The organism is Paenimyroides viscosum (genome assembly GCF_003858535.1).
Taxonomy (GTDB): domain Bacteria; phylum Bacteroidota; class Bacteroidia; order Flavobacteriales; family Flavobacteriaceae; genus Flavobacterium; species Flavobacterium viscosum.
Window position 1 is genome coordinate 100832 of record NZ_RQTJ01000002.1, and the last position, 25233, is coordinate 126064.

The following is a 25233-nucleotide window of genomic DNA, read 5'->3' on the forward strand; positions in this document are numbered from 1 at the left end:
ATTAACTTCTTTTAAATGAATCAACAGGTAACGGCACAAATTCGGTTTCGCCCGGAACTTTCGGAAATTCTTGTGCCTGCCATTTTAGTTTAGCTTCTTCAATAACTTCTCTAGACGATGACACAAAATTCCAATAAATAAAACGTTCTTCAGGAAAAGGTTCGCCACCAAATAAATAAATGGTAGATCCTGCTTTAATATCAAACGTGCATAAATGTGCATCTTTAGTAATTAAAATTTGTTTGGCACCAAAAGCACTTTCTTTTGTTAAAACTTGACCTTCTAAAATATACAAACCACTTTCACCGTACAACCTATCGTGTAAATTAATAGTCATATCTTCATGAGCTTTTATTTCAATCATATACAACTTACTGTATACAGGTACACCCGATTTTTTGTCTTCAAACTCACCCGCTATCAATTTAAAGTCTGCTGCACCTTCTTTCCAAGCAGGTAAATCATTAGCTTCAATATGCACAAAATTGGGTTCCATATTTTCCAAATGTTTGGGTAAAGCAATCCAAATCTGTAAACCATGCATTGTTTTATCTACCGTTCTTAAATAATCGGGGGTACGTTCAGAATGTACCACTCCTTTTCCGGCAGTCATCCAATTTACAGCTCCGGGTTTAATAACAATATCGTTCCCTAAACTATCTTTATGTGTTACGGCACCATCAAACAAAAATGTCAATGTTGACAAACCAATGTGCGGATGCGGAGCCACATCTAAATTCTCATCTGCTGTCATCTGTTTCGGTCCCATGTGATCGATAAAAACAAACGGACCAATATTGCGTTTTTGTCTAAAAGGCAATAATCTACCGACTAAAAAATTACCGATATCGGCAGCTTTTTCTTCAAAAATAAAATCTATATTCGACATAAGTTTCACTAATTAATATTTCTAAAGATAAAAAAAACATCAAGAAACATCGTTAATTTACATTAAGTTTAAAATTACGAATTATGACCGAATTTGAAAAATACATACAAGAATATCTAAACTTGATTCCTTCTGAAAACTGGTTGGAAGAACTAAAAATCGTATCTAACCAAACATTAGAAATTTATCAGTCATTAACAGAAGAACAAAGTAATTTTGCGTATGCTGATGGAAAATGGTCGTTGAAAACTTTATTGGAACATTTAACCGATGTAGAAAAAATATTTCATTACAGAGCTTTACGTTTTGCTAGAAAAGACATGAAGGAATTGGCAGGGTTTGATGAAAACCAGTATGCAGAAAACGGCACGGCAAATCAACAGGATTTACAGCTACTTATTGAAGAATTTCATTTAAACAGATTACTTTCTTTGGCTTTTTTTAGTAAACTTACTTCAGAACAATTAGCGCAAAAAAGCAAAGCAAATGGCAATGAAGTATCGGTAGAAACCATCGAAAAGCTGATTGTAGGTCACAATATTCATCATTTAAACATTATTAAAGAACGCTATTTGTCCAAATTGAAACCTTAAACCAAATTTCTCTCTTTAAAAATAATAGATTAATTTTGCATAAAATTTCATTGAATGATTAAAATAGGAAAAATAGAATTACCCGAACATCCGCTTTTGCTGGCGCCTATGGAAGATGTGAGTGATCCGCCGTTTCGCCGTTTGTGCAAAATGCACGGAGCCGATATGATGTATTCTGAATTTATTTCGTCGGAAGGGTTGATTCGCGATGCAATGAAGAGCAAAATGAAATTGGATATTTTTGATTACGAACGCCCGGTTGGTATTCAGATTTTTGGTGGCGATGAAGAAGCCATGCAACTTTCGGCAAAAATTGTGGAAACCGTACAGCCCGATCTTGTTGATATAAATTTTGGATGTCCCGTTAAAAAAGTTGTTTGTAAAGGTGCCGGTGCCGGCGTTTTAAAAGATGTTGATTTAATGATTCGATTGACAAAGGCGGTGATCAGCGGAACAAGTTTGCCTGTTACGGTAAAAACACGTTTGGGTTGGGACGACGAATCGATTAATATTGATGAAGTTGCTGAACGCTTACAGGATGTTGGTGTGCAGGCATTGACCATTCACGCACGTACGCGCGCACAGATGTACAAAGGACATAGCGATTGGACACATATTGAACGTATTCACAACAATCCACGTATTAAAATTCCGATTTTTGGAAACGGAGATATCGATTCGCCTCAAAAAGCCAAAGAATACAAAGAACGATTTGGGTTAGACGGAATGATGATTGGGCGCGCTGCTATTGGTTATCCTTGGATTTTTAATGAAATTAAACATTACCTGAATACGGGCGAAATTTTAGCTCCGCCTACCATGAGTGATCGATTGGAAGCTGCAAAAAATCACTTGATTTGGTCTATGGAATGGAAAGGCGAACGTTTGGGAATTGTAGAAATGCGCAGACATTACACCAATTATTTTAAAGGCATTCACGGTTTTAAAGCGCATCGTCAGCGATTGGTTACAGAAGACGATCCAAACCAGTTATTAAAAATTTTCGACGAAATTGAAGATTTTTACAAGGATTACGTGATTGAACAATTATAAAAAAAGGTTTTTTGAAGAATAATCCCTTGTCATTCCGGACTTGTTCCGGAATCTCATTATTTTGACCTTCGAATATTATGAGAAGCTGAAACAAGTTCAGCTTGACAGTATTAACTTTTAATAAAACCTCTTTTATTTTACCACAATTTAAATTATTCCCAAATGAATTATCATTCAACCAATATATTACTGAATTTAGGCATAGAATCGTTAAACGAAATGCAACTTGCATCGAACGAAACCATCTTAAATAAAAACGAAACGCTGTTATTATCGCCTACAGGTTCGGGAAAAACATTAGCGTTCTTGTATCCATTGTATCAACTGATCGATCCAGATGCTAAAGGAATTCAAGCGTTAATTTTGGTTCCATCTAGAGAATTAGGTTTGCAGATTGAACAGGTTTGGAAAAAAATGGGAACCAATTATAAAGTGAACATTTGTTACGGCGGACACAATATTGAAACAGAGCTTAAAAACTTATCAAATGCACCGACTGTTTTAATTGGAACTCCCGGTAGAATTATGGATCATATTGAAAGAAAGTCGATTGATTTATCTACCATAAAAACATTGATTTTAGATGAATTTGACAAATCTTTGCAATTGGGCTTTCACGAACAAATGTCGTTCATTATTTCGCGCTTAAAGAATGTTGAAAAACGCGTTTTAGTATCGGCAACCAATGCCATCGAAATTCCGAAATACACCAAAATATCAAAACCAACGACTTTAAATTTTATTTCTAAAAACGAAGAAAGTTTTTCTCTATTAGAAATTAAAAAAGTAGTATCCGAAGAAAAAGACAAGCTAAATACACTATTTCATTTAATTTGTAATTTGAATTCGGAATCGGGTATTGTTTTTTGTAACCACAGAGATGCTGTTGAACGAATTTCAGATCATTTGAATAACAAAGGAATCACGTCTACGTTTTATCACGGCGGAATGGATCAAGATGAGAGAGAACGCGGTTTGATTCAATTCAGAAACGGTAGTGTCCCTTATTTGATAACAACCGATTTAGCTGCACGTGGATTGGATATTCCAGATATTAAACACGTTATTCATTATCATTTACCGTTTAAAGAAGAGGAATTTACGCACAGAAACGGTAGAACTGCCCGAATGAAAAGCGAAGGATCGGCGTATTTAATTATCCATGAAGATGAAAAGAAAATGGATTATATTGATTACGGTATGCCCGTTTTTAAGTTAGATAAATCGGCTTCTACGCCAAACCAACCCATGTTTGAGACCTTGTACATAAGCGGTGGTAAGAAAAACAAATTAAATAAAATTGATATTGTAGGATTTTTATCTCAAAAAGGAAATTTGGAAAAAGGCGATTTAGGCTTGATTGAAGTAAAAGATTTTATATCATTCGCAGCTGTAAAACGATCTAAAATTCAACAATTGTTAAAAGATATTCAAGATCAAAAAATGAAAGGCAAAAAATATAAAATTGCCATTGCACGATCTGTTCAAAGTAAAGAAGAATAAAAAAAGCATCTCGGTTGAGATGCTTTTGTGTTATTTTATGGTACTCATCATATAAGCTTCTAATGATTTAAGTTCTTCATCGCTCATGGTTTTTAAAATGGCAAAATTGGTTTCCATGACATTATATTGAGAAGGATCTACAATAGGATCGGCTTTTTTGCGTAAAAAAGCTACCATATCTCCATTTTGCTCCTTATATATTTTAGCGATTTCTTTAATACTTGGCCCAATTACTTTTTTATCCATTTGATGACAAGAAAAACAAGCCGCTTTGTTACTTTCGAACAATTTTTTACCGTCGGCAATCAATTGATCTTCAGAACTTACTGCTTCAGCAACATTTTCAGGATATAATTCGTCTTTTTTTTCTTCTTTCTTTCCACAAGAAATAATTGAAATAGCTACAAGAGCTAAAAGCATACTTTTTTTCATATTATTTTTGATTTAATAAAAACGCCGCTTCCTTAGCGAAATAAGTCGAAATTAAACTCGCACCAGCACGTTTAATACACATTAATTGTTCCATCATGATTTTATCGTGATCTAACCAACCTTTTTCGGCTGCTGCTTTAATCATGGCATATTCACCTGAAACGTGATAAACAGCTACCGGAATATTTACATTATCTTTTACTTCGCGAACGATATCTAAATAAGCCGTTCCGGGTTTTACCATCACCATATCGGCACCTTCTTCCACATCCCATAAAGCTTCTTTTATCGCTTCGATACGGTTGGCATAATCCATTTGATAGGTTTTCTTATCTTTCGGTACTTCGACAGGCTCAGTAACCGTATTTTCTTCTTCCTTTGGTGCAGAGTCTAATGCATCACGGAATGGTCCGTAAAACGCAGATGCGTATTTAGCTGAATAGCTCATAATACCCACGTTTATAAATCCTGCAGCATCTAAACCTTCGCGCATGCGCAAAATACGACCGTCCATCATGTCAGAAGGTGCAACAAAATCGGCGCCAGCTTCGGCATGCGAAACTGCCATTTTTACTAAAGCATCAACGGTTGAATCATTTTCTATAGCTCCGTTTTTGATGATGCCATCGTGTCCGTACATAGAGTACGGATCTAAAGCGACATCTGGCATTACGATCATTTCAGGAACTTCTTTTTTAATGGCACGTATCGCACGTTGCATTAATCCATCTGAATTCCAAGCTTCTTTTCCTGTATTGTCTTTTAAATCGTCGCTAACTTTTACGTAAATATTTACCGCACGAATGCCTAAATCGAACAATTCTTGAACTTCTTTGACCGTTAAATCAATAGATCGACGAAAAATGCCGGGCATTGATGGGATTTCGATGGCTTGATTTTCACCTTCCACAACAAACATTGGGAACATAAAATCTGCCGGACTTAAACTGGTTTCACGAACCAAACTTCTGATCGATTCGTTTTGTCTTAATCTTCTACCTCTGTGTAATGGGAACATTTTAATTATTTTATTGCTTTTAGCTGTAAGCTTTTAGCCTTCGAGCGTTGATATTAATTTATTGAGCATCTTTTTTATTTCTTCAATTTGAAAAAATAGACCCGACGCTGTTTCATTATCCATATAGTCTAAATCTTTAGATAAAATTACCTGGTATTCTATTTCATTTGCGGAACCGAACGCAATATATAAAAATCTACAAAAATCTTTATCACCTTTTCTTCCTGCCTCTTCAACAATATTTGTTGGAATTGAAGAAGAAGATCTTCTCATTTGACTTGTCAAACCAAATAATTCTTCTTTAGGAAACAATTTTGTAACCTTGTAAATATCTAAAACGAACTGATGTGATTTCTGCCAAACGGTATATTTCTTATAATCTCTCATTTTCAAAAAAGCTAAAGGCTAAGAGCTAAAAGCTTATAGCCAATTTACCGGTTCTTTCAACACTTTAATCAACTTTTCTTCTTCGCTTCCTGGTTCTGGATTATGATCGTACACCCATTGAACGTGTGGTGGTAAACTCATTAAAATCGATTCGATACGTCCGTTGGTTTTTAATCCAAAAATAGTTCCTTTATCGTGCACTAAATTAAATTCTACATAACGACCACGACGAATTTCCTGCCAGGTTCTGTTAGCTTCGGTGTATGGTAAATCTTTTCTTCGTTCTACAATTGACACATAACTTTCTAAAAAACTGTTTCCGACTTCAGTAACAAAATTGTACCAATCTTCCATTGACATATCATCTGTTTCCACTAAATGATCAAAAAACAAACCACCAATACCACGAGCTTCGTTACGGTGTGCATTCCAAAAATATTCATCGCATACTTTTTTGTATTTTGGATAGAAATCAAGATTATGTTTATCGCACGCTGTTTTACATACTTGATGAAAATGAATAGCATCTTCTTCAAACAAATAATACGGCGTTAAATCTTGACCGCCACCAAACCAAGAGCCTACTTTAGTTCCTGTTTTATCGTACATTTCAAAATAGCGCCAGTTGGCATGAACTGTAGGAACCATTGGGTTTTTAGGATGCAAAACCAAACTTAATCCGCAAGCAAAAAAATCAACATTACCTACGTTAAATGCTTTTTGCATGGTTTCAGGTAAATGTCCGTGAACCGCTGAAATATTTACACCACCTTTTTCAAAAATAGCTCCGTTTTCAATAACGCGTGTTCTACCACCGCCACCTTCTGAGCGATTCCATAAATCTTCTTGAAACTTTGCAACACCATCGATTGCTTCTAATTTAGAAGTGATCGTATCTTGTAATTGTAGTATGTATTGATAAAATTTATCTTTCATTTTTATTCTGATAGTATTGAGAAACTAGATATTAGTAATGAGGAATTACAACTTTCCAATCTTATTCATAATCTCAAACGAGAACATTTTACTTTCGTTTTGAATGAATTGATACAAATGTTTGGCACGCTCTTTTATCAACTGATTTGGTTGTTTTGAATCTAAACCGACTAAAATATCAGCTAACTTTTCCATTTGTTCCCAAGGAAATTGCAAATCGATCAATTGTTGAAAAAACAAATGTTCATCTTTATCCAACACATCATTCTTTGACAAACCGGTTTCTTCTATCGTTGTCCAAAAAACATCTTCTTTCCAATTTTCGGGCACAAATGTAATTCCCGAAAGTTTTTGTAAAATGGAATTTAAACGTTGTTGTATTTCGTCTTTTTTACTTGTGAGCATATTTAAAGTTTTTAGTCTTTAGTTGTAAGTTTTTAGGTTAGGGTTGATGAAATTTTCTGAATTAAAGCAAATAGCATCTTCCTAATTTCTATCAACTCTTCGTTTAAAGCAACATAATTCTCATCCGAAATAAAGTTCAAATCTTTAGCTAATAAAAACAAATAATCGAGTTCTGCGGCAGAACCAGAAGAAATGTTTAAAAAACGAATAAATTCTTTTTGTCCGTTTCTGCCGCATCCTTCCGCAATATTGGTCGGGATAGACAAAGCGGCTCTGTTAATTTGAGAAGTTAAATTGTATTGTTCGTTTTTAGGGAAATTATTTGTTAAACGATAGGTCTTTAAAACCAATTGATGTGATTTTTGCCAAACGGTATATTTTCTATAATCGTACATAACTAAAAACTTAAAGCTAACAACTAATAACTATTTGTTATATTCCTTTACAGCATCAATAAATGCTTTTGCATGATCTACCGGAACATTTGGCAAAATACCATGGCCTAAATTCACGATATATTTATCTTTTCCGAACTCATCAATCATTTCGTGTACCATTTTTTTAATGGTTGGTATTGGTGAAAACAATCTAGATGGATCAAAATTTCCTTGTAGGGTAATGTTTCCGCCCGAAAGATAACGAGCATTTCTTGGAGAGCACGTCCAATCTACACCTAAAGCTGATGCTTTTGATTTTGCCATATCGTTTAAAGCGAACCAACATCCTTTTCCAAAAACAATAACTTCGGTAACTTCAGATAAAGCTTCTACAATTTGGTTGATGTATTTCCAAGAAAATTCTTGATAATCTACTGGAGAAAGCATTCCGCCCCACGAATCAAAGATTTGAACGGCATTTACACCTGCTTTTACTTTTTCTTTTAAATATAAAATAGTGGTATCGGTAATTTTCTGCAATAAAGCGTGCGCTGCTTCTGGTTGTGAGAAACAGAATCCTTTAGCTGTATCAAAACTTTTTGAACCTTTTCCTTCCACCGCATAACACAAAATCGTCCAAGGTGAACCAGCAAAACCAATCAATGGAACTTCGTCGTTCAACATTTCTTTGGTTATTTTAATAGCATCCATTACATAACCCAATGTTTCTTCGATGTTTGGAACAATTACTTGCTCTACATCAGCTGCCGAACGAATAGGATTTGGTACCCAAGGTCCGATGTTTTCTTTCATTTCCACATCGATATTCATTGCTTGTGGTATCACTAAAATATCCGAAAACAAAATTGCCGCATCAGGCTTTACAATACGTATAGGTTGCACCGTAATTTCTGCTGCAATTTCTGGCATTCTGCAACGAGTAAAGAAATCATATTTGTCGCGTAATGCTCTAAATTCTGGTAAATATCTACCTGCTTGACGCATCATCCAAACTGGAGGTCTTTCAACAGATTCTCCTTTTAAAGCTCGTAAAAATAAATCGTTTTTTAACATTTTCTTGTTTAGCTTTAGGCTTTAAGCTCTATGCTTCAAGCCAAATTGTTTATATTAATTTTGCTTATGGCGTTCTGCCTAAGGCTTATTGCTATAGTGATTGATACATTGAATGATTACATTTTCAACAGTTTGCTGGTTGGCAATTACAATGTTTTTTGTGATGTCTTTCAACGCATCTGCGGTTGTTGTGCCAATACAAAAACACGTTTGGTCATCAATGGTGTTTTGTTTTAAATAACTCTTGACGCCAGACGGACTAAAAAATAATAATCCGTTTGGATTGCTTTCAATTTTTATTGATGATTCCTCGTTTTGATAAACTAAGTATTCATCAAAATCGATATTTACTTGGTTCATAGCATCGGGCAAAACATTCCTTCTTAAATTTCCCGCAAAAAAAGCGATCTGTTCTTTAGAAAAATCTTTCTGAATAATTGGCGCCAATCGCTGTGCATATTCTTCCATTGCCAAAACACGAAATCCATTTTTCTCTAAAAGTTGTTTGGTTTTTATTCCAACACAAATTGCAGGAATATGCTTTAAGTGGTTTGATTTTTCGTTTTTCAATACACTTTCTACAGCATTCTGCGAAGTAAACAACAACAAAGTTGGCGTGTTTTTTAATTGAAATGAGAGTATGAAAATTTTAATAAAATCGGCTTCTATCAATGTAAAACCGGCATTCAATAGAAAATTCTTTTGATTGCTTTGGAGTTTTTTTGTTGATAAAACACAAATTTTGTTTTCCATTTCCTTTAACGTAATATTGATTTTGTCATTTGGATTAAAAGGTTTTTTAGATTTTTCCTTTGTTCGAAATAACAAGAGAATTATTTATTTTATGATTGAATTAATTCTTCTCGAAATAAATTCAGCTCACTTTTTAAAATTTCAATTTGCCAATCACTACTTTTATCGAGTATTCTTGCTAAATCGAAAAATAAAATTTTCTGATTTAAATAATAATAAAACAAATGCTTTTTTGCAGTTGACATATCATTACGATTAAATTGAGAAAAAAAACTTTTGATTATTTCTCCGGTATACAATTTTATTTCAAATTCATTATCGACCCCTCTAGAAAGTGATGCTTCAAAACTTCCTTTAGAAGGTGGAGAAAATTTCCCATAATAATCGTAATTTAAAATTTTAATTAGAGAAATTTCATTCAGATAAACTTCTCTGTTTTGTATTATAATCTTATCTCTTTCTAATATCAATTCACCTTCAATTTTACCTTTCAAAGGTTGATATCTTATAAATCCAGAAATCACCATTATAATTCCGTAAGCAAAACTCCCTAAAGCTATAAAAAACAAAATTTTATCAAATAATTCAGCATCTTCTATCTTTAGAACGATAGCCTTAAAAAAATAAATTAACAAACATCCAAAACTAATAGCATAAACAATTGATGTATTTGTCCAATAAAAGCCATTTTTCTTTTTAAATACTTGAAATTTTATTTTTTTGAGTTTCGCTCATATTGAAAATCACTTACTTTTTCAATTGTTCACGTAATTCTTTCATTAATACAGCTCCGCCATTCGCCAAGATTTCTTGAGCTGCATAGAAGCCCAATTTTTTCCATTCATTAATTGGGACAACTTTTTCAACTTCAAACTTTTGTTTCCCGTCTAATGACAACAAAGCACCTTTAAAATGCATAGTATCATCATGTTCGTTATATTTTGCAATAGCGCCAATTGGTGCGGTACAACCACCTTCTAAAGTGCGTAAAAACTGACGTTCGATATGTGTGGCAATTTCGGTTTCAATATCGTTTAATTGGGCTATGGCATCTAAAACAAAATCATCGTTTTCCATGGCTACCACCAACATAGCACCTTGTGCCGGAGCGGGAATCATCCAATCTAAATTAATGAATTCCGAAGGTTTTAGGTTGATTCTTTCTAACCCGGCAGCGGCAAAAATAGCACCGTTCCACAAATTATCTTTTAGTTTTTGCATGCGGGTATTTACATTTCCGCGCAAATCTTCGGTTTTATGGGTAGGATATTTATTTATCCACTGTGCTTTTCTACGAAGTGAGCCTGTAGCAATGGTACCGTTTTCATTTAAAAAGTCTAACGAACCTTTATGTACCAAAATATCTAAAACATTGGCGCGTTTTAAAACAGCTGCCTGCACAATTCCTTGAGGTAAAGCTGTAGGCACATCTTTCATTGAATGCACAGCAATATCAACTTTACCCGAAATCATGGCAACATCTAAGGTTTTAGTAAAAATTCCGGTGATACCTAGTTCGTATAAAGGCTTATCTAAAATAATGTCTCCGTCTGCTTTTACAGCTATAATTTCGGTTTTATAGCCTAAATCATTCAATTTTTTTGATACGGTATTGGCTTGCCACAATGCTAATTCACTGTCGCGCGTGCCAATTTTAATTATTTTGCTCATTTTGAAATGCTTCTAATTGAAAAACTTTTTCGATCCATTCAATGCTTTCATCAACCTCTGTTTCTTCTGCTTTTAAATGATTAGCAAATTGTGTTGTGATTTTTTGAATAAGACGAGTGGTAATTAAATTCGCCTGATCTTCGTCAAAGTTTTGTATTTTCTTTTTGTGGTATTTTAATTCGGTTTCCTTAATTTCTTCCAACTTAGCTTTTAAGGCATGAATGGTTGGTGCAAATTTTCTTGCTTGTGTCCAGGTGATAAATTCATCTTTAACTTCTTCGATAATCTGCATTGCTTGAGGAACGTATTGTTTACGTTTTTCTAAGGTATCATCGGTCATTTGAGACAATTGATCTAAGTGTACCAACTGCACTCCAGAAACCTCCAACACATTGTCATTTACGTTTTTAGGAATAGAAAGATCTAAAATCAACAACGGTTTTTTAAGATTTAATAATTCTTTATCTATGGTTGGATTTTGTGCACCTGTAGCTACAATAAGAACATCGGCACTTTGAATTTCGGCTTGTAAATCGGCATAATCTTTTACAATTAAATTAAACTTACCTGCTATTTTTTGTGCTTTATCTTTTGTACGATTTATTAAAGTTATTTGATTGTTTTTAGTGTGTTTTACTAAATTTTCGCACGTATTTCTGCCTATTTTACCTGTACCAAAAAGCAAAATATTTTTTTGTTGAATATCTGGTACGTTTTTTAAGATATATTGTACCGAAGCAAAGGATACAGAAGTTGCGCCACTGCTAATTTCGGTTTCATTTTTGATGCGTTTACTTGCCTGGATAACGGAATTCACTAAACGTTCAAAATAATTATTGGTTAAACCTTTTTCACGTGCTGAAATAAAACCTGTTTTTACTTGACTTATAATTTCAAAATCGCCTAAAATCTGGCTATCCATACCCGTCCCTACTTTAAACAAGTGTGCAACTGCTTCGTGATTTTTGTGTACATAAGCTACCTGCTGAAAATCTTCAACGGTACCATTACTATTTTTACATAATAGGGAAATTAATTGAAAAGGATGTTCGGCAAAACCATAAAGTTCCGTTCTGTTACAAGTAGAAATAGCTATTAAAGAAGGAATGCCTTCTAAGCGCGCTTGGTCTAATAAATTAATTTTAGACTGATCGGTTAAACTAAATCGTCCTCTAATTTCTGCATCGGCTTTTTTATAATTTAAGCCAACTACATAAAATTGTAATGATTTTGTATTGTTGTTGTTCTTCATTCTTCACTTTCAATAATAAAGCTGCACAAATTTAAAGCCAATAGTTTAATTAAAATAACGCTACAAGGACTAATTATAACGCAAAGGTATCAATATAAACTTTAATACGTTATTTTTTTAAAAAATCCGTATATTTGCTGCTATAAATGTTTTTTTACAACCTGTCATTTAGAACAATTCTAAATAGCTTATTTGTTAAAATTGAATTTCTTTTTAAGTTAAAAACAACGCTATGAGAACTCAAGAAAATGTTATTATAGAAGACGACTTTATTTGCATTCGTTTAAAAAACGAATCGAACAATGTACAAGTAATTACAAAAGATTTAACGAGTGATGTAATGCAGTTTCATTTTGTTTTAAAAGGAAAAGGTAATTTTGTTTTTAACAACGGTGATTACACTATGCCTGTTAAAGAAGAAAATGGTTTAACCTTATACAATCCGCAGCGTGGTTTGCCAATTAATTTAGAAGTTCAACCTAATTCTTGGATTATATCTGTTGTAATATCTATTAAAAAATTTCACAGTTTGTTTTCTACCGAAGCAGAATTTATTCCCTTTTTAAATAAAGATGCTATTGATCGTAAGCATTACGGTCAAAATAACATCACACCTTCTATGTCGGTTGTTTTATACCAAATAATGAATTTCAATTTACATTCGTCTGTTAAAAAACTGTATTACAAAGCTAAAGTTTACGAACTATTAAGTTTGCTTTTTAATAAACCCGAAGGAACAACAGACGAAAGTTGCCCGTTTAAAACAGACGAAGAAGAAACAATGAAAATTAAACAAGCTAAAGATATTTTATTAAAGAATATGGAAGAACCGCCTACTCTTCAAGAATTAGCCGATGAAATAGGTTTAAATATAAAAAAACTAAAACAAGGTTTTAAACAGGTTTATGGCGATACCGTTTATGGTTTTTTATTTGATTATAAAATGGAATACGCCCGTAAACTATTAGACAGCGGTACTTATAATGTAAACGAAGTTGGCAACAGAATTGGTTATAGCACCGCAAGCCACTTTATTGCTGCATTTAAAAAGAAATTTGGCACAACGCCTAAAAAATATTTAATGTCGTTAGCGGCAAATTAATCCCACACAAAACATGAAAGGAGTTTTATTAGTTAATTTAGGATCGCCAGAAAGCCCAGAACCAAAAGATGTAAAGCCATATTTAGACGAATTTTTAATGGATAAATATGTAATAGATGTTCCGTATTTATTACGTGCTTTATTAGTTAGAGGAATTATTTTAAGAAAACGCCCAGAAAATTCGGCTCATGCTTATGCACAAATTTGGACCGATGAGGGTTCGCCTTTAATTGTTTTCTCTCAAAGAATGCATGAAAAAGTAAAAAATCAAGTAGAAATTCCTGTTGCTTTAGCTATGCGATATGGAACAATGACCATTGAAAAAGGATTACAAGAGTTAAAAGATCAAGGTGTTACCGATGTAATGCTTTTGGCTTTGTATCCGCAGTATGCTATGGCTTCTACCACAACAATTTGGGTACTGGCAGACGAATTAGTCGCTACTAAATTTCCTGAAATGAAATTAACCAAGGTTCCTGCATTTTACAACAAACCCGATTTTATTAAAGTATTGGCAAATTCTATAAAGAAACATTTAGAAGGTTTTGATTACGATCATTTGCTGTTTTCGTATCACGGAATTCCAAAACGCCATATTCGTAAAACAGATGTTACAAAATCGCATTGTAAAATTGATGGTTCTTGTTGCAACACACCATCGCCAGCGCATGAGTTTTGTTACCGCCATCAGTGTTTTGAAACTACAAAACAAGTGGTTAAATTATTGGGAATTCCTGAAGGAAAATACAGCCAAACTTTTCAATCTAGATTGGCAGGTGACAAATGGCTAACACCTTACACCGATGTTGAAATAAACAAAATGCCCGCCAAAGGAATTAAGAAATTAGCCGTTGTAACGCCTGCTTTTGTGGCAGATTGTTTAGAAACTTTAGAAGAAATTGCTATGCGTGCCAATGAAGATTTTAAATCGCATGGCGGCGAAGAATTTTTTGCCGTTCCTTGTATGAACGATGAAGACGAATGGTGTAATGTTGTTGCTAATTGGGTAGAAGATTGGTCTAAAAACTAATTTATGTATTTATATTTAAAAGCGCTGCATATTATTTTTGTAGTTTGCTGGTTTGCCGGACTTTTTTATATTGTGCGCTTGTTTGTGTATTATGCCGAAGCACAGTTGAAAAGTGATGTTGAAAAGAAAATTCTTTCTAATCAATATCAAATAATGACCCATAGACTTTGGTACATTATTACCTATCCGGCTGCCGTATTAGCAACTGTTTTTGGCATATGGATGCTTGTGGAAAATCAGGCATTGCTACAAATGCCTTGGATGCATGTAAAACTATTTTTTATTGTGCTTTTATGGTTGTATCATTTTAAATGTCAGCAATTTGTAAAGCAAATCCAAAACAAAAACCTTACAAAAACAAGTTCGTTTTTTAGAATTTGGAACGAAGGTGCCACTATGATACTTTTTTCAGTCGTTTTTTTAGTAATTTTAAAAAGTGCTATTAATTGGATTTTTGGTGTAGTAGGTATTTTTGTATTGGCACTATTATTAACTTTAGGTATTAAGTTTTATAAAAAAATTCGCGAGAAAAAATAAGTCATTTATGGCGAAACCATTTAATATACAAAGCACTTCATTACGTGTTAGAATTTTCATTGCCATGATTTTTCTTACCGTAGTATCGTCTGTTTTAATAGGAATGGTTACCATGTATCAATTTAAAAAAGAGGCGCGTAATTACCACCAAGATCGTTTAATTAGAAAAGAAAACGCTGTAAACGAACACTTAAATTTTATTTTACAAACCACAGATATTCCTGTTACTACAGAAAACTTGCCTTTTATATTTAAGGATAAAATTTTTGAACTTTCTACCATTCATAATATTCAAATTAATATTTATGATTTAAAAGGAACTCTCTTAATAACATCAAAAGGAAACTTTATTGTTGATAAAATTAATAACGAAGTTATATCGCCCAATATATTAAAAATCATAGAAACCACCAGTACCAAACGTTTTATTGATTTACGGATTATTGAAGGCGTAACCTACCGTTCTGCTTATAATTATATTAAAGACAGTCAATTTAAACCGTTAGGCATTATTAGTATGCCTGTTGCTGAAGAAACATCGTTTTATGATTCACAAGTGAATAATTTTTTGCTTTTATTCTCGCAGATTTATCTTTTTATAATAATTCTGGCGATATTTCTGGCATTTATTTTATCTAGCTATATCACAAAAACAATAAAATTAATTAGCGACCGAATTCAAAAAACAAATATTAACCGTAAAAACGAAAAAATTAAAGTTGAAAATGCTTCGTATGAAATTGATACCTTAATTAATTCGTATAACCAAATGGTTGATAAATTAGAAGAATCGGCTGATAAATTAGCACAAAGCGAACGTGAATTTGCATGGCGCGAAATGGCTAAACAAGTAGCGCACGAAATTAAAAATCCGCTGACGCCAATGAAGCTAACGGTACAAAGTTTACAAAGAAAATTTAGTACAGATGATCCAAAAGCGAACGAAAAAATAAAAGATTTCTGTGACACAATGGTTCAACAAATTGATACAATGAGCGCTGTAGCATCGGCATTTTCTAATTTTGCTTCAATGCCGGCACAGCAAAATTCTAAAATAAATGTGGTAAAAGTGGTGCAATTGGCATTAGATATTTTTAATGAAGATTTTATACAATTTACAGCTACCGAAGAAGAAATCATTGGTATATTTGATCAATCGCAAATAATACGCATTATTAATAATCTGGTAAAAAATGCCATAGAAGGAATTCCGAATTACGAACCTTTTCCAAGAATACTAGTAAAAGTTACAAAAGAAAGTCAATCGGTATTAATAACTATTTCCGACAATGGTTCGGGAATACCTGAAGATATAAAAGACAAAATATTCGAACCTAAATTTACCACCAAAACAAGCGGAATGGGACTAGGTTTGGCTATGATTAAAAACATGATTGAAAGCTACGGCGGATCTATTTATTTTACATCAACACCAAATAAAGGAACCACCTTTTACGTTAAATTACCTATCACTAATTAAAATATAATACTATGTTTGAAAACATTTTAGTAGAAAAAAACAATGCAGTGGCAACCATTACAATTAACCGCCCAACGAAACTTAATGCGTTAAATAAAGTCACTATAGAAGAATTACACAACGCATTTAAACAATGCGAAGCCGATACCGAAGTTCGCGCTATCATTGTGACAGGTTCTGGTGAAAAAGCGTTTGTTGCAGGTGCCGATATATCTGAATTTGCAAATTTTAATGTTTCTGAAGGATCTGAATTAGCTAGAAAAGGACAAGAATTATTGTTTGATTTTGTAGAGAATTTACAAACACCTGTAATTGCAGCAATTAACGGATTTGCTCTAGGTGGTGGCTTAGAATTGGCAATGGCATCACACATACGCATAGCATCAAACAATGCTAAAATGGGCTTACCCGAAGTAACTTTAGGTGTAATCCCTGGATACGGTGGTACGCAACGTTTGCCGCAATTAATTGGCAAAGGCAGAGCTAATGAATTAATCATGACTGCACAAATGATTGATGCACCTACAGCATTGTCTTTTGGGTTGATTAACCACATGGTTTCGCAACCAGAATTATTAGACAAGGCAACAGAAATGGCAGAAAAAATTGCAAAGAATTCACCTACCGCAATTGCACAAGCTATTAAGGCTGTTAACGCAAATTACAAAGATGGAATCAATGGTTTTAATACCGAAATTGATCGTTTTGGATATTGTTTTGGAACTGCCGATTTTAAAGAAGGAACGACAGCTTTTCTAGAAAAACGTAAAGCCGATTTTAAAGGGAATTAAATTTGATTATTGCATGAAACAACACCTCACTTCTAGTAGCGTAATGTAATGAAGCGTATCAAGAAGTCAATAATTTTGAAGTTCTCGACAAGCTCGAACTGACGAATTTAAAATAATATCAAACAGATCAATTTTAAAAGATTCGTATAAAAAACAAAAAATCCTGTATTTTGCAATACAGGATTTTTTTATCAAACTAAACTAATTAGTTATTGGTTTTCATTTTATCTAAGGTTTTGTTGTAACCATCTTCTACATCTTTACCTACTTTTTTTGCACCGTCTTCAACTTTATTCGCTGCATTGTTAATACCGTCTTTTACATCTTCAGCGGTGTTGTTAACCCCGGTCTTAAATTTTTCCCAAGACGTTTTAGCTTCGTCACGTACTTTAATTGCAGCTTCTTCAGCTTTTTTGTCTCCTTTTTTAATTGCAGCCTGCACGTCTGCTTCAGCCTTATCGTATTTTACCTTAGCTTCATCCATTTGCGCTTGTAAGGCAGGATCTACAGTTGTTTCTTCGCTGGTTACTGTTGTGGTTTCGGTAGTTAAGGTATCAACCGTGGTTTCTGTTGTTGTGGTTGTTTCTTTTTTACAAGCTGTTACTGATAATAAACCTACAGAAATTGCTACTAATAAAATGTTCTTTTTCATAATTTTAAAATTTTTTATTTAAGTAAAGTTACAAAAAATAATAAAAAAAGTCAATTTACTTACTTATAATCAGGTTTATTGTAGAAATTCATTTGTCGGCTAATAGCATTTTTTCTTCTTTCAATATATCTTGAACCATTCTTTGCTTTGTAAATCCTAGGATTTGGTAGTATGGCTGCAATAGCAGCAGCTTCTGCCTTTGTTAGATTTTTTGCCGATTTATTAAACCAATGTTGCGATGACGCTTCGATACCGTAAATACCTTTGCCCATTTCAATTGAATTTAAATACACTTCCATAATGCGTTCTTTGCCCCAAACAACTTCAATTAAAACGGTAAAATAAGCTTCTAATCCTTTTCTAAAATAACTTCTGCCGGGCCAAAGAAAAACATTTTTGGCAGTTTGTTGGCTAATAGTGCTTCCTCCCTTTACCCTTTTACCTTTTTGATTGTTCTTATATGCTTTTTCAATCGCTTTCACATCAAAACCATTATGGGTAGTAAACTTTCCGTCTTCACTAGCGATAACCGCTTTTTGTATCGATGTTCCCATTTCATCAATAGCAATCCAATCGCGTTTCCAAACAACTTTATCGTTGCTGCCAATTTGCTCAAACGTTCTAATAAACATTAATGGTGTAAAAGGCACGGGTATAAACTTAAAAAGTATAACCAAACCAATGCTTATCCCAAAAAAATAAAGGATTAATTTACCAATGAATTTTAAAATTTTCTTAATCATAATGCATAAAAAAAGGGATGTAAATATACTCCCTATTTTTTATTTTTTTCTCTTTTATTATTTATCAGTTTTATAACAAATGGCACCGTTGTAATTATGATGATTATAAGAATGATGTATTCTATATAATGCGTAAGATCAAAATTATAACTATCTAATAAAAAACGGTATAGATAATGCCCTGCAAAGATCAGCGAAAACGCCCATGCTATAGAACTTATAATGTTATAGAACAAAAATTTCTTAAATTCCATATTTGCTACACCTGCAATAATTGGTGTAAACGTACGAACCACTGGTAAAAAACGCGCAAAAATGATGGCACGACCACCGTGTTTTTCAAAAAAAGCTTTAGATTCTAACAGATATTTCTTTTTAAACAAAAAACCATCTTCTTTTTGGTATAAATAGTTTCCGCTTTTCGCACCAAACCAATATCCAAATAAATTACCTATTATTCCAGCTAAAGCAACTAATGTAGCTACACCCAAAACATTTAAAAAATCACTTTCAAGAACAACTAGTTCACTCATTAAAGCTTTACTGTAAATTCCGGCTAAGAAAAGTAAGCTATCTCCTGGTAAAAAGAAACCTGCTAATAAACCTGTTTCGGCAAAAACAATGAACAATACAACGTATAATCCAATTTTATGCCCGGCAATCTCTAAATTTATGTAGAACTCGGGATTAATTAAATCTGCCCAGTTAAAATCTTCCATTTTTAATAATTGTGTAGTATTTTCGAGCGTGAAATTACTCATAATTTTTCGTTTTTTTAATGCTGCACCTACATAAAAACAAAACTTTAAGGAATTTTTATCATTTAATATTTCGTAAATTTAGCCACAACTAAAAACAAGTGTAAAAATGAAACGTATTTTATTAGCAACATTATCGGTTATTGCGCTGAATGTATCGGCACAAAATCAGGTAATGACTAAAGAACTACTTTGGCAATTAGGTCGCGTAAGCCCGGTAGGACTGACTGAAAAGGGTGATTTTTTAATTTATAAAGTTGGAATTCCGAATGTGGATAAAAACACAGTGGAGTATAAAACATATCAGGTTACTGTTGATGGAAAACGCATTAAAGAACTAGAAAACGCTGATGGATTAATTAAAGATCGAAACTTATCGCCTAACGGTAAATTTAAATTATCTGCCGAAGAAGTGAAAGTGAATAAGGTTTTAGGAAAAGATAGATATCCCGAATTAAAAGAATCGAACGTTTATGTGTATGATGCATTAGATTACCGCCATTGGGATAAAGATAACGACGGATCTTTCAGTCACGTTTTTGTTACAAATTTGGAAACAAAAGAAAAAACCGATTTGTTGAAAGACGAACCTTACTACAGCCCGCAGGCTCCGTTTGGTGGCGATGAAGATTATACTTGGCATCCTAGTGGAAAATCGGTCATTTATGTATCAAAAAAGAAAGCAGGTACAGCTTATGCTACAAGCACTAATACCGATTTGTACGAATATAATTTAGATACCAAGCAAACCGTTAATTTAACCGAAAAGAATTTAGGTTACGATACACACCCTACTTTTTCACCAAACGGCGATTTAACATGGCTGCAAATGAAAAACGATGGTTATGAAGCCGATAAAAACGATATTATTGTACGTCATAAAGGCATTGATATTAACCTAACCGCCGCATGGGACGGAACTGTAAACAGTTATGTTTGGAGCAACGATGGTAAAAAAGTATATTTTATTGCACCAATTAATGGAACTACACAGTTGTTTGAAGTAAACTTTCCGGGCGTAACCAGAATTGCTGTTACTGTTAAACAAATTACCGATGGTGATTTTGATGTTACAGGTATTGTAGGGTTTTCCAATAATAAAGTGATTGTTACGCGTACCGATTTTAACACGGCTACCGAAGTATTTTCGTACGATTTAAAATCGAAAAAATTCACTCAAATTACTCATGTAAACGATGCTGCGTACAGTAAAATTGCCAAAAGTAAATTTCAGAAAAAATGGGTAACTACAACCGATGGTAAAAAAATGTTGGTGTATGTTATTTTACCTCCAAATTTCGATCCTAATAAAAAATATCCAACATTATTATATTGCCAAGGCGGACCACAATCACCCTTAACACAGTTTTATTCGTTTAGATGGAATTTTCAATTAATGGCTGCCGAAGGTTATGTTATTGTGGCACCTAACCGTAGAGGTATGCCAGGTTTTGGTGTAGAATGGAACGAGGCAATTTCGAAAGATTGGGGCGGGTTGGTTATGGATGATTACTTAACAGCTATCGATGAAGTTTCTAAAGAACCGTATGTTGATAAAAACCGTTTAGGAGCTATTGGTGCAAGTTATGGCGGATATTCGGTTTATTATTTGGCAGGAATCCACCAAAACCGTTTTAAAAGTTTTATTGCACATTGCGGTGTTTTTAACTTACACAGTATGTACGGAACTACCGAAGAAACATTTTTCCCTAACTGGGATGCAGGCGGAGCGTATTGGGATGCCGAAACAAATAAAGACGTTGCAAAAACCTATTATCAGCACAACCCGATTTTATTGGTAAAAAACTGGAATACGCCTATGTTGATTTTCCACGGCGGTAAAGATTACCGCGTACCAATTGGGCAAGGTCAGGAAGCATTTGCAGCAGCGCAGTTGCAAGGTATTAAAAGCCGATTTGTTTATTTACCCGATGAAAACCACTGGGTACTTCAACCACAAAACGCACTAGTTTGGCAAACCGAGTTTTTTAAATGGTTAAAAGAAACATTGTAATTTATAATAAATCCTTCAGGTTAAACTTGAAGGATTTTTTGTTTGAATAAATACTCTTTGTCACTCTGAACTTGTTTCAGAGTCTCACTTTAAAGTTATTTTATTTCATGAGATACTAATCCGAACTTACGAATTGCACGAAGTAAATCAACTTCAAGATAACCCTATAATTTATACAACTTTTTAATTTTAACCTTTGTCAAAGTTTAAAACTTTGACAAAGGTGCTTAGAATAAATCAAAATTATCAATCAATATCTGTAACAAATTCCATAAATTCGTACTTACTATTAAAAATATTCAAATAACAATATGTTTCGTTTAAAATTAAAACCATTATTTGCGGCGGTATTAATTGCTTTAGCTGCAACTTCAAATGTATCGGCACAAGACGATTTAATGAATAAGGTAAAGGCAAACCAAAGTGCCAACAGTAAAGATCATTTTACGTTTACCGATGTAATAAATTTAGAAAACACTTCGGTTAAAGATCAAGGCTCGTCTGGAACTTGCTGGAGTTATTCAGGAAATTCGTTCATTGAATCAGAAATGATCCGTATGGGTAAAAAACCTGTAGAACTGGCTCAAATCTTCACGGCGCGTAACGCGTATGTAGAAAAAGGTAAAATGTACGTAAAAATGCACGGTGCGGTTACATTGGGCGAAGGCGGTGCTTTCCACGATGTAATGAACATGTACAAAAAATACGGTACGGTTCCAAGATCGGCTTACACTGGTTTACAAGAAGGACAAACGCGTAACAATTTCTCTGAAATGAGTAAAATGAGCGAATCTGTTTTGGCATCGGTTATCAAAAACGATAAACTTTCAGAAAACTGGATCAAAGCTTATACTTCGGTTATTGATACGTATTTAGGTGAAGCTCCGACAGAATTCATGTACGAAGGTAAAAAATACACACCTAAAACATTCGCTGACCAAGTTGTTGGTGTAAAAGCTGAAGATTATGTAGAAATTTCTTCTTTAAAAGAATATCCTTATTACACTAAATTCACTTTATTGGTTCCGGACAACTGGTCGTTTGATCAGGTTTACAATGTAAAAATGGACGAATTGGTTGAAACGGTTGACAATGCTTTGAAAAACGGATATACTGTTGCTTGGGCTGGCGATGTTTCTGAAAAAGGATTCAGCTGGAAAAACGGTGTAGCTTTTGTTCCTGAAATCGATTTCGCTCAAATGACAACTGACCAAAAAGCGGAAATGTTCAACGGACCAAAAGCAGAGAAAAAAGTAACGGAAGACGAACGTCAAAAAGCGTTTGACAATTACGAAACTACCGATGATCACGGAATGCACATTACTGGTGTTGCGAAAGATCAAAACGGAAAAGAGTATTATATCGTGAAAAATTCTTGGGGATTATCTAATGATTACAAAGGATACATGTACATGACCAAAGAATTCATGAAATACAAAGCAACAGGAATTATGTTACATAAAAACGCGGTTCCAAAAGCAATTGCTAAAAAATTGGCGATCTAAAAACCATAAATATTTTATAAAGAGAAGCACAATACGCTTCTCTTTTTTAATTTTGTAAAAAAATTTATTAAATGAAAAAAGATTCTATCGTAGCTGTAACAAAAGACACTCTTACGTTGGCAGCTGAAAAAGAAGAATTATTGAATGCAGTAAAACCTGAAAATATGAAAGAAGGTATTACATCTGTGGTTACAGATGTTTCAATACACATGGAACGGTTTATTGCAATGCTGATAGATGCTATTCCAGCAGTTGTAAAAGCAATTGTATTTTTAATAATCGGTTTATTCATCATAAGAACCGTTTTAAGAATAGTAAAAAATCGATTTGAAAAACGAAACGTAGATATGTCTTTAAGAGGTTTCTTACTATCGATTATCAAATTTGTTTTATACGCTTTATTGATTTTATCGGTAGCAGGAAATCTTGGTTTTCAAACAACCGCTATTTTAGGAGCATTATCTGGTTTGGTACTTGCTGTTGGTTTAGCATTGCAAGGCTCACTGGCAAATTTTGCAGGTGGTGTATTGATTTTATTATTCCGTCCGTTTGAAGTAGGTGATTATATAGAAAATCCATCAAATACAGAAGGAACGGTTGATAAGATCGATTTACTATATACCACACTTACCACCGCGCAAGGGATAAAAGTTTTTAGTCCGAACGGAACATTAGCAAATTCGGTCATTAGAAATTATAGTAAAATCACCAATCGTAGGTTTGAATATATTGTTGGGATTGGTTACGACGACAATATTAAAACGGCGCAAAATATTATTTTAGATGTTTTAAAAAACGATCCGCGCGTAGTTCAAGATCCTGCACCCGATGTTTTTGTAAATGAATTGGCTGCAAGCTCTGTAAACCTTACCATTCGTGCTTGGGCAAGCAAAGACGATTATTGGGCGGCAAGAAACAGTTTACAGCAAGAAATTAAAATTGCTTTAGACAAAGCCGGAATCAACATTCCTTTCCCTCAACAAGAAATGCGTATTATTAGTGATAAACCTGAAAATAAATAAACACAATACCGCTTTGGAAACGAAGCGGTATTTTTTTAAATAATTTATCCCTAAAACACCCTTAAAGCAATATGCGCACAAGCTTCGGCATCGGCTAAAGCGTTATGATGACTATCCAAATTAAAACCTAAATATCTTGAAACAGTCGGCAGTTTATGATTGGGTAAATTAGGAAACATTTTTTTTGCTGCTCTGTAAGTACATAAAAATTTATTTTGATGCACCGGTAATTCATAGGCCTGCAAAACAGCTTTTAAACATCCTTCATCAAACATACTATTGTGTGCCACTAAAGGCATATTTTTAAGTCGTTTGGATAAATCGAGCCATAATTTCGGAAATTCGGCGGCGTAGTCAGTATCATCTGCAACCAATCCATGTACTTGGGTGTTCCAATAACTGTAAAAATTAGGCACTGGTTTTATGAGTTCGTAATATTTATCTACGACCAAACCATTTTCTACAAAAACCAAACCGACGCTGCACACACTACTGCGGTGCTTATTGGCGGTTTCAAAATCTAAAGCTGCAAAGGTGTTCATATTTGATTTATTTTGGAAATATAAATTATAAAAGAACAATCAATTTTAATTTAAAAAAACGTAATTTCTTACGCTTTTCCATTCCATTCGTTATAAAACTGTTCTAAAAAACCTTCCATGTATTGGTGGCGATTTTCTGCCATTTTTTTTCCAGTTTCGGTATTCATCAAATCTTTAAGCAGTAATAATTTTTCATAAAAATGATTGATAGTTGTGCCTTTATGATTTTTGTACTCTTCTTTGGTCATTTTTAATTTTGGTTGAATTTCCGGATCATACAACCCATTGTTTTTATATCCGCCGTAATTAAAAGTTCGGGCAATACCTATGGCTCCAATAGCATCTAACCGGTCGGCATCTTGAACAATTTCTAATTCTTTAGATTGAAACGACCTGTTGAAATTACCGCTTTTAAACGAAATATTTTCAATGATTTTTACTACGTGTTCTTTAATATCATCGCTTATATTAATTGATGTCATAAAATCAATTGCTTTCTTTGGACCAATTGTTTCATCACCGTTATGGAATTTACTATCGGCAATATCATGTAACAAAGCGCCTAAAACCACAACCTGCTCATTGGCTTGTTCTGTTTTTAAAAGACTTAATGCATTGTTGTACACACGTTGGATATGAAACCAGTCGTGACCAGCTTCGGCGCCTTCTAGTTCTTTTTTAACAAAGGTTATGGTTTGATCTATATAATTCATT

At 33.6% G+C, this 25233-nt stretch carries 28 protein-coding genes; 11 read left to right on the forward strand and 17 right to left on the reverse strand.

Annotation, left to right across the window (positions count from 1 at the left end; translation table 11 throughout):
* Position 1: 1 nt before the first annotated feature.
* Positions 2-889 carry a pirin family protein gene (locus tag EG242_RS01550; protein ID WP_124898160.1) on the reverse strand — a complete coding sequence of 296 codons (888 nt, stop codon included), beginning with the start codon at positions 887-889 and terminating at the stop codon, positions 2-4.
* An 83-nt stretch (positions 890-972) separates the two neighbouring features.
* On the opposite strand from EG242_RS01550, the gene EG242_RS01555 reads away from it, so the two are divergent.
* The 3 genes from EG242_RS01555 to EG242_RS01565 all read left to right on the forward strand — a co-directional run bounded on the left by EG242_RS01555 (position 973) and on the right by EG242_RS01565 (position 4038).
* On the forward strand, positions 973-1482 hold the full coding sequence (locus EG242_RS01555) for a DinB family protein (RefSeq protein WP_124898161.1): 510 nt from the start codon (positions 973-975) through the stop codon (positions 1480-1482).
* A 54-nt stretch (positions 1483-1536) separates the two neighbouring features.
* Positions 1537-2535, forward strand: coding sequence for a tRNA dihydrouridine synthase DusB (dusB, locus tag EG242_RS01560; protein ID WP_124898162.1), 999 nt, complete (start codon positions 1537-1539; stop codon positions 2533-2535).
* 162 nt (positions 2536-2697) lie between these two features.
* The gene (locus EG242_RS01565) at positions 2698-4038 is read left to right on the forward strand and encodes a DEAD/DEAH box helicase (protein WP_124898163.1); all 1341 of its coding nucleotides are present in this window, start codon (positions 2698-2700) and stop codon (positions 4036-4038) included.
* A gap of 30 nt (positions 4039-4068) precedes the next feature.
* On the opposite strand, the gene EG242_RS01570 is transcribed toward EG242_RS01565, so the two are convergent.
* From EG242_RS01570 to hemA, 11 genes are all read right to left on the reverse strand, one after another.
* Complete coding sequence (locus EG242_RS01570; protein ID WP_124898164.1) at positions 4069-4470, reverse strand: c-type cytochrome; 402 nt, start codon at positions 4468-4470, stop codon at positions 4069-4071.
* 1 nt (position 4471) lies between these two features.
* Positions 4472-5488 (reverse strand): porphobilinogen synthase, encoded by a 1017-nt coding sequence (hemB, locus tag EG242_RS01575; RefSeq protein ID WP_124898165.1) that lies wholly within the window; start codon positions 5486-5488, stop codon positions 4472-4474.
* A gap of 33 nt (positions 5489-5521) precedes the next feature.
* Complete coding sequence (locus EG242_RS01580; protein ID WP_124898166.1) at positions 5522-5875, reverse strand: four helix bundle protein; 354 nt, start codon at positions 5873-5875, stop codon at positions 5522-5524.
* Positions 5876-5908: 33 nt separating this feature from the next.
* Entirely contained in the window at positions 5909-6811 is a 903-nt protein-coding gene (gene hemF / locus EG242_RS01585; RefSeq protein ID WP_124898167.1) for an oxygen-dependent coproporphyrinogen oxidase, read from the reverse strand.
* Between the two features lie 45 nt (positions 6812-6856).
* Positions 6857-7216: a hypothetical protein gene (locus EG242_RS01590; RefSeq protein ID WP_124898168.1), complete on the reverse strand. Its 360-nt coding sequence runs from the start codon at positions 7214-7216 to the stop codon at positions 6857-6859.
* A 32-nt stretch (positions 7217-7248) separates the two neighbouring features.
* Positions 7249-7611, reverse strand: coding sequence for a four helix bundle protein (locus EG242_RS01595; RefSeq protein WP_124898169.1), 363 nt, complete (start codon positions 7609-7611; stop codon positions 7249-7251).
* 30 nt (positions 7612-7641) lie between these two features.
* The gene (gene hemE / locus EG242_RS01600; protein WP_124898170.1) at positions 7642-8667 is read right to left on the reverse strand and encodes a uroporphyrinogen decarboxylase; all 1026 of its coding nucleotides are present in this window, start codon (positions 8665-8667) and stop codon (positions 7642-7644) included.
* 78 nt (positions 8668-8745) lie between these two features.
* A complete protein-coding gene (locus EG242_RS01605) occupies positions 8746-9420 on the reverse strand; it encodes a uroporphyrinogen-III synthase (protein ID WP_124898171.1) in 675 nt (224 codons plus the stop codon).
* 89 nt (positions 9421-9509) lie between these two features.
* Positions 9510-10055, reverse strand: a complete 546-nt coding sequence (locus EG242_RS01610) for a hypothetical protein (RefSeq protein ID WP_124898172.1) — start codon at positions 10053-10055, stop codon at positions 9510-9512.
* A gap of 112 nt (positions 10056-10167) precedes the next feature.
* A complete protein-coding gene (hemC, locus tag EG242_RS01615) occupies positions 10168-11091 on the reverse strand; it encodes a hydroxymethylbilane synthase (protein ID WP_124898173.1) in 924 nt (307 codons plus the stop codon).
* Positions 11075-12343 (reverse strand): glutamyl-tRNA reductase, encoded by a 1269-nt coding sequence (hemA, locus tag EG242_RS01620; protein WP_124898174.1) that lies wholly within the window; start codon positions 12341-12343, stop codon positions 11075-11077. Before hemA ends, hemC begins: the two co-directional genes overlap by 17 nt.
* Before the next feature lie 232 nt (positions 12344-12575).
* Here hemA and EG242_RS01625 point away from each other — a divergent pair, with 232 nt between their 5' ends.
* From EG242_RS01625 to EG242_RS01645, 5 genes are read left to right on the forward strand one after another with little or no spacing between them, the layout of a single operon-like run.
* Positions 12576-13445 carry a helix-turn-helix domain-containing protein gene (locus EG242_RS01625; RefSeq protein WP_124898175.1) on the forward strand — a complete coding sequence of 290 codons (870 nt, stop codon included), beginning with the start codon at positions 12576-12578 and terminating at the stop codon, positions 13443-13445.
* 13 nt (positions 13446-13458) lie between these two features.
* Complete coding sequence (gene hemH, locus EG242_RS01630) at positions 13459-14475, forward strand: ferrochelatase (protein WP_124898176.1); 1017 nt, start codon at positions 13459-13461, stop codon at positions 14473-14475.
* A gap of 3 nt (positions 14476-14478) precedes the next feature.
* Positions 14479-15012: a CopD family protein gene (locus EG242_RS01635; RefSeq protein WP_124898177.1), complete on the forward strand. Its 534-nt coding sequence runs from the start codon at positions 14479-14481 to the stop codon at positions 15010-15012.
* Between the two features lie 7 nt (positions 15013-15019).
* Positions 15020-16492 carry a sensor histidine kinase gene (locus tag EG242_RS01640; RefSeq protein WP_235831841.1) on the forward strand — a complete coding sequence of 491 codons (1473 nt, stop codon included), beginning with the start codon at positions 15020-15022 and terminating at the stop codon, positions 16490-16492.
* 11 nt (positions 16493-16503) lie between these two features.
* Entirely contained in the window at positions 16504-17283 is a 780-nt protein-coding gene (locus tag EG242_RS01645; RefSeq protein WP_124898178.1) for an enoyl-CoA hydratase/isomerase family protein, read from the forward strand.
* A gap of 205 nt (positions 17284-17488) precedes the next feature.
* Here EG242_RS01645 and EG242_RS01650 read toward each other — a convergent pair whose 3' ends face one another.
* From EG242_RS01650 to EG242_RS01660, 3 genes are read right to left on the reverse strand one after another with little or no spacing between them, the layout of a single operon-like run.
* Complete coding sequence (locus tag EG242_RS01650) at positions 17489-17935, reverse strand: hypothetical protein (RefSeq protein ID WP_124898179.1); 447 nt, start codon at positions 17933-17935, stop codon at positions 17489-17491.
* A 59-nt stretch (positions 17936-17994) separates the two neighbouring features.
* Positions 17995-18678, reverse strand: coding sequence for a monofunctional biosynthetic peptidoglycan transglycosylase (gene mtgA, locus EG242_RS01655; protein WP_124898180.1), 684 nt, complete (start codon positions 18676-18678; stop codon positions 17995-17997).
* Positions 18679-18710: 32 nt separating this feature from the next.
* Entirely contained in the window at positions 18711-19397 is a 687-nt protein-coding gene (locus EG242_RS01660) for a DedA family protein (RefSeq protein WP_124898261.1), read from the reverse strand.
* Positions 19398-19545: 148 nt separating this feature from the next.
* Between EG242_RS01660 and EG242_RS01665 the strand changes: the two genes are divergently transcribed.
* The 3 genes from EG242_RS01665 (at position 19546) to EG242_RS01675 (ending at position 23977) form a co-directional block, all read left to right on the forward strand.
* Positions 19546-21450, forward strand: a complete 1905-nt coding sequence (locus EG242_RS01665) for a S9 family peptidase (RefSeq protein ID WP_124898181.1) — start codon at positions 19546-19548, stop codon at positions 21448-21450.
* A 311-nt stretch (positions 21451-21761) separates the two neighbouring features.
* Positions 21762-22955: a C1 family peptidase gene (locus EG242_RS01670; protein WP_124898182.1), complete on the forward strand. Its 1194-nt coding sequence runs from the start codon at positions 21762-21764 to the stop codon at positions 22953-22955.
* Between the two features lie 71 nt (positions 22956-23026).
* Positions 23027-23977 carry a mechanosensitive ion channel family protein gene (locus EG242_RS01675; RefSeq protein ID WP_235831842.1) on the forward strand — a complete coding sequence of 317 codons (951 nt, stop codon included), beginning with the start codon at positions 23027-23029 and terminating at the stop codon, positions 23975-23977.
* Positions 23978-24027: 50 nt separating this feature from the next.
* Here EG242_RS01675 and EG242_RS01680 read toward each other — a convergent pair whose 3' ends face one another.
* The gene (locus tag EG242_RS01680) at positions 24028-24519 is read right to left on the reverse strand and encodes a 3'-5' exonuclease (protein WP_124898183.1); all 492 of its coding nucleotides are present in this window, start codon (positions 24517-24519) and stop codon (positions 24028-24030) included.
* 68 nt (positions 24520-24587) lie between these two features.
* Positions 24588-25232, reverse strand: coding sequence for an HD domain-containing protein (locus EG242_RS01685; protein WP_124898184.1), 645 nt, complete (start codon positions 25230-25232; stop codon positions 24588-24590).
* Position 25233: the final 1 nt, after the last annotated feature.